Source organism: Lentzea roselyniae, from assembly GCF_039537795.1.
Classification (GTDB): Bacteria; Actinomycetota; Actinomycetes; order Mycobacteriales; family Pseudonocardiaceae; genus Lentzea; species Lentzea atacamensis.
In genome coordinates this window covers 21,228-33,254 of record NZ_BAABBE010000023.1, presented here as the reverse complement: position 1 = coordinate 33,254, position 12,027 = coordinate 21,228, and the positions used below count along the sequence as shown (strand labels likewise).

The 12,027-nt window shown below is 69.3% G+C and carries 14 protein-coding genes; 5 read left to right on the top strand and 9 right to left on the bottom strand.

Translation table 11 applies throughout. The features are described from left to right. Positions 1-166 precede the first annotated feature (166 nt). The 4 genes from ABFX45_RS32700 to ABFX45_RS32685 form a co-directional block, all read right to left on the bottom strand. Positions 167-649, bottom strand: a complete 483-nt coding sequence (locus ABFX45_RS32700; protein WP_346134158.1) for a hypothetical protein — start codon at positions 647-649, stop codon at positions 167-169. Beyond that, complete coding sequence (locus tag ABFX45_RS32695; protein ID WP_346134156.1) at positions 646-1,038, bottom strand: hypothetical protein; 393 nt, start codon at positions 1,036-1,038, stop codon at positions 646-648. Before ABFX45_RS32695 ends, ABFX45_RS32700 begins: the two co-directional genes overlap by 4 nt. Beyond that, on the bottom strand, positions 1,035-1,184 hold the full coding sequence (locus ABFX45_RS32690) for a hypothetical protein (protein ID WP_346134155.1): 150 nt from the start codon (positions 1,182-1,184) through the stop codon (positions 1,035-1,037). The genes ABFX45_RS32695 and ABFX45_RS32690 overlap by 4 nt, the downstream gene beginning before the upstream one ends. A 337-nt stretch (positions 1,185-1,521) precedes the next feature. Further along, positions 1,522-2,529 (bottom strand): aldose 1-epimerase family protein, encoded by a 1,008-nt coding sequence (locus ABFX45_RS32685; protein WP_346134153.1) that lies wholly within the window; start codon positions 2,527-2,529, stop codon positions 1,522-1,524. A 232-nt stretch (positions 2,530-2,761) separates the two neighbouring features. On the opposite strand from ABFX45_RS32685, the gene ABFX45_RS32680 reads away from it, so the two are divergent. After that, positions 2,762-4,105, top strand: a complete 1,344-nt coding sequence (locus tag ABFX45_RS32680) for an FAD-binding oxidoreductase (RefSeq protein WP_346134151.1) — start codon at positions 2,762-2,764, stop codon at positions 4,103-4,105. 21 nt (positions 4,106-4,126) lie between these two features. Continuing rightward, the gene (locus ABFX45_RS32675) at positions 4,127-4,357 is read left to right on the top strand and encodes a hypothetical protein (protein WP_346134149.1); all 231 of its coding nucleotides are present in this window, start codon (positions 4,127-4,129) and stop codon (positions 4,355-4,357) included. Between the two features lie 37 nt (positions 4,358-4,394). Here the strand turns inward: ABFX45_RS32675 and ABFX45_RS32670 are convergent, their stop codons facing one another. After that, positions 4,395-4,784, bottom strand: a complete 390-nt coding sequence (locus ABFX45_RS32670; RefSeq protein WP_346134147.1) for a hypothetical protein — start codon at positions 4,782-4,784, stop codon at positions 4,395-4,397. A gap of 16 nt (positions 4,785-4,800) precedes the next feature. Further along, on the bottom strand, positions 4,801-5,283 hold the full coding sequence (locus ABFX45_RS32665; protein ID WP_233439394.1) for a MarR family winged helix-turn-helix transcriptional regulator: 483 nt from the start codon (positions 5,281-5,283) through the stop codon (positions 4,801-4,803). Positions 5,284-5,347: 64 nt separating this feature from the next. Between ABFX45_RS32665 and ABFX45_RS32660 the strand changes: the two genes are divergently transcribed. From ABFX45_RS32660 to ABFX45_RS32650, 3 genes are read left to right on the top strand one after another with little or no spacing between them, the layout of a single operon-like run. After that, the gene (locus ABFX45_RS32660) at positions 5,348-6,811 is read left to right on the top strand and encodes an LLM class flavin-dependent oxidoreductase (protein ID WP_346134145.1); all 1,464 of its coding nucleotides are present in this window, start codon (positions 5,348-5,350) and stop codon (positions 6,809-6,811) included. Between the two features lie 56 nt (positions 6,812-6,867). Then, positions 6,868-7,332, top strand: a complete 465-nt coding sequence (locus tag ABFX45_RS32655) for a hypothetical protein (RefSeq protein ID WP_109635011.1) — start codon at positions 6,868-6,870, stop codon at positions 7,330-7,332. Positions 7,333-7,382: 50 nt separating this feature from the next. Then, complete coding sequence (locus ABFX45_RS32650; RefSeq protein WP_346134143.1) at positions 7,383-7,871, top strand: hypothetical protein; 489 nt, start codon at positions 7,383-7,385, stop codon at positions 7,869-7,871. Positions 7,872-7,888: 17 nt separating this feature from the next. Here the strand turns inward: ABFX45_RS32650 and ABFX45_RS32645 are convergent, their stop codons facing one another. Genes ABFX45_RS32645 through ABFX45_RS32635 form a run of 3 tightly spaced genes read right to left on the bottom strand, consistent with a single transcriptional unit; the run spans position 7,889 to position 12,023 of the window. After that, positions 7,889-9,973 carry a M6 family metalloprotease domain-containing protein gene (locus ABFX45_RS32645; protein ID WP_346134141.1) on the bottom strand — a complete coding sequence of 695 codons (2,085 nt, stop codon included), beginning with the start codon at positions 9,971-9,973 and terminating at the stop codon, positions 7,889-7,891. A gap of 29 nt (positions 9,974-10,002) precedes the next feature. Then, entirely contained in the window at positions 10,003-11,358 is a 1,356-nt protein-coding gene (locus tag ABFX45_RS32640) for a HAMP domain-containing sensor histidine kinase (protein ID WP_233439395.1), read from the bottom strand. After that, positions 11,355-12,023 (bottom strand): response regulator transcription factor, encoded by a 669-nt coding sequence (locus ABFX45_RS32635; protein WP_346134139.1) that lies wholly within the window; start codon positions 12,021-12,023, stop codon positions 11,355-11,357. Before ABFX45_RS32635 ends, ABFX45_RS32640 begins: the two co-directional genes overlap by 4 nt. Between the last annotated feature and the right edge of the window lie 4 nt (positions 12,024-12,027).

Here is a 12,027-nt window from a genome sequence, read left to right as displayed (position 1 = left end):
GCCCTCAGCGTTTCCGGCACGCGACGCGATACGCAGGTGCGGGACAGAAGGTGGACCAACAATCCTGCGCGTTCGAACGCCGCGCGGTTTCGGCGGTTCAGGCGATGAGGCACACCAGCGCGCGCTGCAGCAGGGCTTCTGCTCTGGCCCGGCTGCGTTCGTCAGCTCAGGTTCCGGTGGCGACGAGCACGAGGGCGCGGCGGTCCGGGACGAGATAGGCCTTGGCGAACCACTTGTCGTGGCTGAAGGCCTGGTCGAGGCGATCGCTGGTCAGAAACGTGCCGGTGGGCAGTTCGGCGCGCAGCCCTTCGACGACCTCCGGTGACTTTCCGGTGCTCTCCGGCGCGTAGGCGGACTTCAGTTCGTCGATCTTGCTCTCGGGCAGGGTGACCACGGCGTCGATCCAGTAGGTCGACGGTCCGGGCGCTCGATCGGAGCCGAGGGTGCCCGACATCCAGCGGGCCTGCTCCACGTCGTCCAGCGCAGGGAAACGCTTGGTGAGCGGCTCGAGGCCGGTTCGGAGTTCGCCGGTACCGGACTTCTCCGCGGTGTCGGTGGTGCGCACGTTCGTTCCTCCGTTCCACAAGGACTGACAGCCGACGGTCATCACCGCGGTCAGCAGCACGGCGATCAACCTGGTGAACCTCACCGACGCTCCCTGGGGTTGTCCGGGGTGGGGCCCCGGTCGCGGCTCGTTCCGCGAGGGTCACGATCCTCGCCCGGCTGGCCGGTGGGGCCGCCGGGTGGGTGGCCGAGTTCCCAGGTGACGGTTCTGGTGATCGTGCCGTGGGTGTCGAAGGGCTTGGCCCAGCCGATTTCGGTGAAGCGGCCGTTGTCGTTGTCGCCGGCGCCGGTGGCGATGTCGGCCTGGCCGCGGTTGAAGTTGTACCGGTCCTCGCCCCTGACGGTGATCTCCATCGTGACCTTGTTGCACTCGACGCGAACGTTGGAGTGGCTCCAGACCTGGTACCCGCCAACGGCTTTCCGCCAGTTCTCGGTGGTCGGGTACGGCTGCGCGACGGAGGCCTGCCCGGTCATCGGGAAGTTGGTGTAGCCGTTGCGGATGAGTTCCTCCGCGGCCGCGTGCCCGAGTCGTCGCGGTACGCCTTCTCGTAGTCGAACTCCTTGGGCTCACCGGTGTTCTTCCAGTAGTGCTCGTACATCTCGGTGCCATCGGGCATCATGCCGAGCATCTGGGCGCCGCGAATCCGCGCGGCGTCGACTCCGAGATCACCCGCGCCGCCGCAGCGCGGCGATGTCCACCTCGTATCCGGACATATGCCTTCCCCTCCCCCGCCGCACCATAGCGTTTGCCGTCAAACAGGGCGGTGGAATCGGGAGAGTTCTACCGGTACGGGTCAGCGCTCCTCACCTCCGCGCCCGCACGCGGGACGGTCCTGAACGTGTGCACCACTCGCAACACCAATTGAGACAATTACTCTTCCCGACACTCGCACAATTGCCTGCTCGAAGTGAGACGGCACTAAAGGGCAATCCTTCCCGTGGCTCATTTCTGGATGATCAGAGCAGGTTCGTCCGCACTCCCCAGAAACCGGTGTAGGACTTTCCGGGTTCGAGCACGATGAGGCCGTCACCGCTGTTGAACGCATTGGGTGCGGCGGTGACCGGCTCAATGGCGATGCCGGTGCGCGGCGGACGGCCTGCCGGGTACTCGTCGGTGTAGATGAGCAGGTACCTGTGCGAGTCGTCCACCCACAGCTCGACCTGCCTGCCGTCCGGGCCGGTGAGCGAGGCCACCGCGCTGTCCTGCCGAGGGCGCAACAGGTCGGTGTAGCAGGCGTCGATCTTGGTGGCGCCGAGGACCTTGGGGGTCCGGAAGTCGTCCGGCGTGCCCGCGACCGGTGCCCGGCCGATCGGGATCAGGCGCTTGTCCAAGATCAGCTTGGTGCCGGCGGCCAGCATCAGCGAGGCCTCGTCGATGGTCGGGCCGACCCGGAAGTAAGGGTGGTAGCCACTGCTCAGCGGCGCGGGCTGCCGCCCGGCGTTGACCGCGGTCACCGAGAGCCGCAGACCGGCGCGGCTCAGCACGTACTCGACCCGAAACCGCAGGGTGAACGGGTAGCCGTACTGCGGGTAGAGGACGCAGCTCAGCACCAGCCGGTCCCGTTCGTGCCTGGTGGCGGTCCACGGCAGGAAGCCCATCAGGCCGTGGATCGCGCACTTGCTCCAGTGCTCGCTGATCGGCGTTTCGTGGATGGTGCCGCCGAAGGTGTACTTGCCGCCGTCGAGCCGGTCGACCCAGGGCAGCAGGATCTTGCCCAGGTGGCTGTCGCCCATCGAGTCGGCCGGGTGGGACAGCAGCATCTCCTGGCCGTCCACGGTCCACGACCGCAGGGCCGCACCCACTTCCGCCACGACCAGGCTCTGCCTGCCCGACCGGATCCGGTGTTGCTTTCCCGTGGGCAGCAGTGGCCCCGCCGGTGCCGCGTTCGCGGGCCGGATCGCGGCGGCGGTCGCCATTGTGGCCGCGGCGGCGATTGCGGCGCGGCGTGAGAACACATGAGACATGGCAATTCCCGAATATGTCGAAGGCCGGAGTGGCCAGACTTTGACGGAAACCTCGTCGCGTCGTCAAGGAGTTCACACATCTGAACTGCCGGTCGAATTGGGGGTTGTTCACTCCAGCACCACTGCCCTACATTCCCGTTCCATTCCCCGAGAAAGGACATTCGACGTGCGCCGTAGATCATTTTTCAAAGCAGCCGGTCTCGGAACGTTGTCGGCGGTCACGCTCACCGGAATGTCCCCGATGGACGTGCGCTGGATCCGGCCGGGGGACGCCGGCTACGCGGAGGCCAAGCTGGGCTACTTCCCGATGTACGACCACCAGCGGCCGAGCGCGATCGCCAGGGTGACCTCGGTGGCGGACGTCCAGCGCTGTCTCGATGAAGCCCGGCGCTCTGGCAGTCGCATCGCCGCCAGGTGCGGCGGGCACAGCTACCCCGGCTACTCGACCGCGGACGGCGCGCTCGTCGTGGACGTCCGCGGCCTCAACCGGATCGAGATCCACCCCGACGGCACCGCCGACGTGGATGCCGGAGTCCTCCTCATCGACCTCTACCAGGCACTCGCGTCGGCCGGGCGGATGATGCCCGCAGGCACGTGCGCGACGGTCGGCATCTCCGGGCTCACGCTCGGCGGCGGCATCGGCATGACCGGGCGGCAGATGGGTCTCACCTGCGATCGGCTGATCAAGGCCACGATCGTCACGCCGGACGGCGTGCACCGCGTCGTCAGCCCGACGGAGCACGCAGATCTGTTCTGGGCGTTGCGCGGCGGCGGTGGCGGCAACTTCGGCATCGTCACCCGGTTCACGTTCCACACCGAGCCCGCGCGAACCATGACGACGTTCCGGCTCAAGTTCGCCCCCGCGGCACTGCCCGCGCTGCTGGACGCGTGGCCGCGCTGGCAGGCGCGGGCGCCGCGGGCGATGACCACCAGCTTCGGCGTCGGCGGCGGGCCGGACTCGTCGCCGGGCATCCACGGGTGCTTCATCGGCACCGCCGCACACGCGAAGCCGCTGATCGACGATCTGGTCCGCCGCGTCGGCTCGCAGCCGACGAAACGGAGCGAGACCGAGAAGACCTTCCTCGCCGCGATGGAGGAGTTCGCGTGGTGCTCCATCGCCGACAGGTCCTGTCAGCCGAGCTGGGGCGGCGGTGGCGGCGGGCAGCCCCGCGGTGAGTACGTCGCGACCTCGCGCATGCTGTTCCGCCCGATCTCCGGCCCTCAGGCCCTGGCGGAGCTCTTCCGCACAACCCCCAACTCCTACAACATGATCGACGCTGTGGGTGGCGCCATCGCGGACGGTCCGTCCACGGCGTACCCGCACCGCGACGCGATCGGCAGCATCCAGGTCGAGGTCTCCCTCGCCGCCGGCGAAACCGCTGCCCGCAAGGCGATGGGCACCGCCCGCGACGAGCTGGGCCGGATGTTCGGCGAGACCGGCTACGTCAACTACCTCGATCCGCAGATGCCGAACTGGCAGCGCACCTACTACGGCCGCAACCTCGGCCGCCTCAAGGCCGTCGCGCGCAGGTACGACCCGGACCGAGTGTTCGCGTTCCCCCAGGGTCTGGCCTGACCAGGACCTACGATCGCCGCCATGGGTACTCGCCGGCTGTGGATCGCGGCCTTCACACCGATCCTCATCGGGCTGCTGGCGGCGGGCGTCTTCGGCCACCGGGTGTTCCTGCTGGTCTTCGTGATCTGGCTCGGCGCCCTGGCCTGCGTGCTGCGCGCGGATGCGCTCAACGTCAGGGCACGCGGGCAGCAACAGCCCAGCGCCGCCTGCTCGGGGCTCGGGCGGGGTGGCTGTTCGCCACGCTGGTGCTGATCTTCGGCAGTGCCGGGTTGCTCAACGCCGTGCTCGGCTAGCCGCGGAGACTTCCGTCGGCCGACGACGAGCAGTAGCGCACGCCGTTCAACTCGTCGAGGTTGTCGAACGTGGCCTGGTAGCCGTTCAGCGTCGCGCCCTCGTAGGCCAGGGCCCGCTCGCCGCTCTGCACCACGTGCCGTGCCACGCCGGAGGAATCGGTCGTGGCCTGCGCGATCAGGCGCCCCTCCTCGCCGCCGGTCGGGCCGGTGGCTCGCGTGTAGAACGCCACCCGGCCTCCGGCGACGGGTGAACCGTCGGAGGTCAGCACGGCTTCCAGGGTCAGCGGCGTGCCGGACGCCGGACGGGCTTCGAGTGCCGTGCCGGTGCAGAAGGCGCCGCAGGCCGACGCGGTCGTGAAGGTGGCAACGACCGCCAGGACCGGCAAAGGCTCCTGAGCGAGATCATGGTGTGCCGGCGGCGATGTCCTGCAGGGCCTGGCAGGCGTTGTCCACCGGATCGGCGGCGTTGGCGTGCACGGCGAGCTTGGAGAGCAACGACTTCAGCGCGACCTGCTCGTCAGGAGCCAGCCCGGCCAGCACGTGCGCCTCGGCCATGGCCAGCCGCCGGTCGAGGTCGGCCAGGCGGGCGCGGCCGGTCTCCGTCGCCACGACCAGGCGCGTGCGGCGGTCGGCCGGTGCGGGGCGGCGGGTCACCAGCGAGGCGCGTTCGAGGTCGTCGAGCAGGTAGGTCATGACCGTGCGGTCGATGCCCAGCTGCTGGCAGAGCGCGGACTGACTTTCGGGCTGGTCACGGGTGGCGGCGGTGAGGATCTGGTAGCCGCGGTGGCCGCCCGGCAGGTCGCCGACCGCCACGTTCGTCGCCTTGACGTAAGCGCGGAAGATCACGCCGAGGGTCCAGCCGAAGTCGTCGTCGAGGGCGGTCACCCGGCCAATGATAGCCCCGGCAGAACGTCTGCAGAACAGAACATCTGTGTGGCATACTTTCTGCATGCCAGATTACGGTCACTCGCTGGAGTTCGGGGTGTTCCTGCCACCGGCAGCCGACCAGTTCGGCGCCACGCTGCGGCTCGCGCAGACCGCCGACGTGCTCGGACTGGAGCTCGTCAGCATCCAGGACCACCCCTACAACGCGACGTTCCTCGACACGTGGACGTCGTTGTCGGTCATCGCCGCGGCCACGACCAACGTCCGCGTCTTTCCCAACGTCGCCAACCTGCCGTTGCGGCCACCGGCGATGCTCGCGCGTGCCGCCGCGAGTCTCGACGTCATCACCGGCGGACGCGTCGAGCTCGGGCTCGGCGCCGGGGCGTTCTGGGACGCCATCGCCGCCATGGACGGGCCGCACCGCACCCCGGCCGAGTCGGTCGAGGCGCTCGAAGAGGCCATCGCGGTGATCAGGACACTGTGGACACCCGGTCACGGGATCCGCCTGCAGGGCAAGCACTACTCGCTCAACGGCGCCCGTCCCGGGCCGTTCCCCGCGCACGACGTCGGCATCTGGGTCGGCGCGTACAAGCCGCGGATGTTGCGGCTGGTCGGCCGTCTCGGCGACGGGTGGCTGCCGTCGAGCCCGTACGCGCCGCCGGAGCAGCTGGCCGGAATGAACGCGATCATCGACAGGGCCGCGGCAGAGGCGGGCCGGTCACCGAGGGACATCCGCAGGCTCTACAACATCGACGACACGTTCACCGCCGAGCAGCTCGCCGGGCTCGTGCTGAACGAGGGCATCAGCGGGTTCATCCTGATGGTCAACAGTGACGACGATGTGCGCAGGTTCGCCGAGGAAGTCGCACCAGCCGTGCGCGAGATCGTCGAAGAGGAGCGCAGAGGCCCAAAAGCACCGGCCGTTGACCGGCTCGGCGTGATCCCGACGCCGGACGACGGCACCCGGCTCTCGGCCGAACGACCGTGGGACGAGTCGAAGCGCCCGACCGGCCCGGCACCCGAAGCGGACGCCGTCTACACCGCGTCCGGCCGTGCGCTCGGCCGGCAGCTGATCGACGTGCACGACCACCTGCGGCAGGAGCTGAACAAGGTCCGGTCACTGGTGAAGCAGGTCGCCGACGGCACGCTCGCGGTGGGCGACGCCCGTTCGGAGATCAACACGATGACCATGCGCCAGAACAACTGGACCATGGGCGCGTACTGCGAGAGCTACTGCCGCCTGGTCACGATCCACCACACGCACGAGGACAGGTCGCTCTACCCCCAGCTGCGGCGGGGAGATGAGCGTCTCGGCCCGGTGCTCGACCGGCTGACCGAGGAGCACCACGTCATCCACGACGTCCTCGAACGCGTCGACGCCGCGCTCGTCGCCACCGTCGGCGACCCGAAGCGGATCGTGGACCTGCAGGACGCCGTCGACGTTCTCACGGACACGCTGCTCTCACATCTGTCCTATGAGGAGCGTGAGCTGGTGGAACCGATGGCGCGAATCCCGTACCACTACTGAGTGCACCTCGGCGTGTGCGACGCGAAGTCGCACGCGAAACCCCGCAGACTGGGTGCGTGGACACCAGGAAACGAGTCGATCCGGTCCGGCGCGGTCGCACGATTCTGGGCGCGTCGTTGGTGATCACAGCCGCAGCCGCGGGCACACGGGCCGCCGTGGCGTTCCGGCACGAGGCGGAGACGGAGTTCGCGATCCGGGCGAAGGGCGGCCTGGACGTCACCATCGCACTGCACACCGGACTGACGTACGCCTGGCTCGCGTTCGCGGTGCTCGCCGGCATCGCCGCGGTTCCGCTGCTCGTCAACGGGTCTGGGCGAACGTTCGCGGCCGGGATCTGTTACGCGCTGGGCATGCCGTTGCTGCTGCTCGGCATCGGCGTGCCCGCAGCGGTTTCCGCGGTCAGGACGCTGACGTGGGTGGCGTGCGGTGCCATCCTGCTGCTGGCGTGTCTCGTCATGCTGACCTCCGGACCCGTTCCACAGCAACGACAGCAGCGTCGCAGGCCCGCTCGGTCCCGCTGAATTCTCCGTTCCGGACACTTGGGCCGCGCGTGCCTGGCATGGTGTCCGCCATGATCGAGACAGCCCGGCTGGCCGGGTTCTTCACCGCACACGGAATCTGGTGCGTATCAGAGGGAGAGACGCTCGTCCCGCTGATCGGCTACCTGCACGCCGACGGCGAGTACGGCATGGACCGGCTGATGTACGACGACTACGCGGAAGGTGTCCGCGCCGGGCAGGACGCGCTGGCGGACGGCGACCCCAGCTGGATCGGCGCCGTGCTGGTGGCCGACGGTTACGTCCACCTCGACCAGGGCAAGACGGACGCGTTGATCGTCGAGGCCGTGCAGTACGGCCCGTACCGGCAGAGCGTGCAGCTGGCAGTGCCCTACCGCACGGCCGACGACCCGCGCGGGTTCGCGGTGCACAAGCCCAAATTCATGAACGCGGACTGCGACGACCCGGAGTTCGACGCGCTGGCCGAGGCGTTCTTCGTCGGTACGACCTCGCACACGGAGGCCCACGAGGTGTGGGAGGCGCACCTGGACGAGTCGGTCTAGGTGCGCCTCCGGAACCGTTAGCGTCCGGTCACCGTGCAGGTGGCGGTCGCGGTCTTGGCCGGGTTGCTCTCCGACGTGGCCGTGAGAGTCACCTTCGACATCACCGGCCCATTGGCGCGCTGCGCGTGCACCGGAACATCGACGCGGCCGCCGAACTTGGCCGTGGCCAACGAGTTCGGCACGGAGACGGACCAGCCGTTCTCCGCCTTCGCTGTCACGCGGTACACGTCACCGTCGAGGTACTGGTCGACGGGCTCGGGGTGCTGACCCGCCGGCGGCGCGGTGCGACCGGTGTTGGTCAGCGGGAAGCGGCACGTCGCGACGCCGGAGCCGTCGACGCGAGCCGCGGCAGGGCCGACCCGCACACCCCGCTGCTGCGGGCCCGCGCCGTCGAGCGACCGGATCGCCACCGTGTAGGACAAGATGCCGCGCGCGTCGCGTTGCACGTCCAGCACGTAGAAGTGCAGGCGGTTGGCCGCGTCGACGTACTCGTACTCGCTGCCCGAGTTCGTGCCCGCGTGGAACAGGGCGTCCGACAGCTGCCGGTAGTCGCCGACCGTGATGGGCACCCTGGTGCCGTCGGGCAGGACGTAGTCGGTCATGCCGATGTCCTGCGGGTTGGCGTCGATCACCCACGTGAACGGTGCCGCGTCCTGGTTCTTCGTCTTGGCCAGCAACACACCCGCGTCCGGCGTGAACGAGTCGGCACCCATCCTGTCCACGACTTCGAGCGTGTAGTTGTTGTAGCCGCCGCCGTCGCAGAACGGGTTGGTCGTGACGTTGCACGCGGGTGACTTGTCACCGGTGCCCAACGCCAGGTTGATGCCCGTCCGGCCGTTCGTGCCGGGGTTGACCTCGCGGGCGGTGATCTTCGCGATCACCGTGCCGGAGCCGGCGAGCGCTTCCCTGGACAGGCGCAGCACGTTGCGCTCGTCGACGACGCCGAGCTTGATCTTGTTGCGCAGGGTTTGTTGCGCGCCCAGGGATCCGCCACCGGTGGCGGGGATCGTCCAGCGCGAGTGCGGGCCGCCCGGACCGTTGAACGAGCCGCGCGACAGCATGTCCCACGGGCCGCTGTAGTCGCGGCGCGGCGGGCTGCCGTACGGGTTGTTGTAGTTGTCGCCGATGCCGAGGATGTGGCTCAGCTCGTGTGCGTACACGCCCTGGCCCGAACTCTCTGCCTGGGTGGACGAACCGCCGCCCGCGTTGGGCCAGATCGACGAACCCGCCGCCCACGACGTCCAGTCGACGTAACGGGTGCGCGACCAGTTCGGCAGCGCCGGGTCCGGCGGGCCGAAGTCGTCGGTGACGTCCTCCTTGGTCCGGAACTTCATCATCCCGAACTCCTGCCACGTGCCGGACTCGTCCTGGCCAGCCGACAGGTAGTAGATGAAGTCGTAACCCGCGGGCACTTCCGAACCGACATCAGCGACCCACGCGGCACGGCCGTCGGTGCGGATGTTGCGGTTGCACGAGTCACCGGCCGGGCAGCCGGTGCCACCCTGGAACTCCATGGCGTACTCGTGGTCCTTGCCCGGCATCGTGTACGGGCCGAACGCCTTCAGCTCGACGCCGTAGCGCCCGCCGGAGGTCTCCATCCAGTACTCGTGCACGGTGTGGCCGCGGTTGAGGCCGTTCGGCTTGTTGAGGAAGTCCTGGTAGAACTGCGCGACCTGGTCGCGGGGAACACCGTTGGCCTCGGCGCTCGGGTTGCCGAACACCGTGGAGCTCCTGGGCTGCGTGACGACGAACGACTGGTTCGGGTAGTCCAGAAGGACCAGCGCGCCCTTGAAGTTGCGCACCGAACCGCGCACCGACGGGTCGGCCCAGTTCGTGCCGGGGATCTTCTTGTAGTCCCGTTCCCACGTCATGTGGTCGGGGTTGACCCAGTTCTGCGGGTCGACGGGGCCGGGGAACCCGGGGAGTGCCGCCACGCGAGCCGCGTCCCTGGTCTGCTGCCAGGGCTGCTGCTGCGGCCAGTGGTCGAACTGCCACGGATGTGTTGGCTGGTCAGGGGAAGCGGCTGAGTTGCCGGCGGTGATCATCGCGACCGATAACAGCGCGGTGATCAGCAGGGCAGGGCGCCGGTGTGTGCGGTCCATACCACCACCGTGGTGCAGAGCCGCCCGCGTCAACCACCGACGATCGTCGGCAGGTTGAGGCGAACCGAGGCACCCCGCCCGTTCGGCACGAACCGCGCGGAACCCCCGTGCACCGCGACGATGTCCGCCACGATCGCGAGTCCCAGACCGGAACCGGGAAGGCCGCGGGCATCTGGGGCACGCCAGAACCGTTCGAACGCCACTTCCCGGTGCTCCACCGGCAATCCGGGACCCTCGTCGGTCACGGTGAGCCAGCCCGGCCGGGAGCGGACGGTGATGGTGGAACCCGCCGGGGCGAACTTCACCGCGTTGTCCAGGAGGTTCAGCACACTGCGTTCGAGCGCGGCCGCGTCGCCGGTGGTCCGCCACGGCGAGCGGTCGACGTCGAAGACGTGGTCGTGGGCACGGCTGCGGGCGCGTTTCACCGCGCGGTCGATCACCTCGGCGACCTCGACGGGCTCGCGGGCGAGCTCGCGGTCGTCGCGGGCGAGCACGACGAGCTCGGTGACCAGGTCGCTGAACTCCTGGCTCTGCGCCTGCAGACGGTCGAGGACCTCGCCGCGCTGCGGCAGCTCACGACCCGTCCGTTCGCTGCGCACCAGCAGGTCGATGTTGGTGCGCAGGCTGGTCAACGGCGTGCGGAGCTCGTGGGCGGCGTCGTTGACGAGATTTCGCTGGCGGCGGCGGGATTCGGCCAGTGCCCGGGTCATCGCCGTGAAGGCGCGGCCGAGTCTGCCGACCTCGTCCTGGCCGGAGACGGTGACCGGGGTGGTGAGGTCCTCGGTGCGGGCGATGTGTTCGACGGTCTCGGTGAGGCGCTCCATCGGGGCCAGCGCGCGGCGGGTCAGCCACAGGCCGAGCCCGGCGACCAGCAGCGTGCCGAGAACCGCGACGCCCACCAGCACGCCGGCCAGCGCGGTCAGCGTGTCGTCGATCTCGACGAGGCTGCGGCTGAGGATCAGGACGTCGCCGTTGTCCAGCGGTACCAGCAGGACCCGCACCGGCGTGCCCGACGCGGTCTGGCCGTCGCGGAACGTCGTCGTGCTCGCCTGATCATCGCCGGGCGCGGTGACGGCCGGGTCGACGCCGGGCGGTGCGCACGTGCTGCCGTCCAGCTTCAGCAGCTGGATGCCCTGGAGGACCTGTTGCAACCCCGCGCTGGGCACGCCCACGTCGCACCGCAGCTTGAACTCCCGCCTCAGCCCCGGTGCCGGTGGTCCCACGACGGGCGCCGGCAGGCTCGCGAGCATCGACTTGTCCAACTGGGTGCGCAGGTTGTGCTCGGTGACGAGCCAGGTGACGACGCTGATCCCGCCGATGGCCACGGCCACCACGCAGGCGGTGATCAACGCGAGTTTGCCGCGCAGCAACACCGGGGCCTTCACGGTGACTGCTCGCGCAGGATGAAACCCATGCCGCGCACGGTGTGCAGCAGGCGGGAGCGGCCGTCTGCCTCGGTCTTGCGGCGCAGGTAGCCGATGTACACGTCGAGGTTGTTGGTGCCCTGGTCGTGGCCCCACACGGCGTGTTTGAGGTACTGCTTGGTCAACAGACGCCCCGGATCGCCGAGGAAGACCGCCAGCAGGTCGAACTCGGTGGGGGTCAGGTCGAGCCGCCGACCGGCCCTGGTGACCTCGCGTGCCTGCGGATCCATGGTCAGGTCGGCGAAGTGCAGCAGGTCCGGGATGGTCCGCTGACGGTTCTGCTTGAGCAGGGCGCGGACGCGGGCCAGCAGCTCCTCCAGCGCGAACGGCTTGACCAGGTAGTCGTCGGCGCCCGCGTCCAGGCCGGTGACCCTGTCGCCCAACGCGTCGCGGGCGGTGAGCATCAGCACGGGCAGCCGCTCTCCCGCCGCACGCAGCCGCCGGCAGGCCTCCGAGCCGTCGACGCCCGGCATCATCAGGTCGAGGATCGCGAGGTCGACGCCGGTGAGAAGGCGCAACGCCTCGGCCCCGTCCGCGGCGGTGGTGACCTCGTAGCCCTCGAACTCGAGACTGCGGCGCAGGCTGTCCCGCACGTCCGGGTCGTCGTCCACCACGAGCAGTCGCATGGCA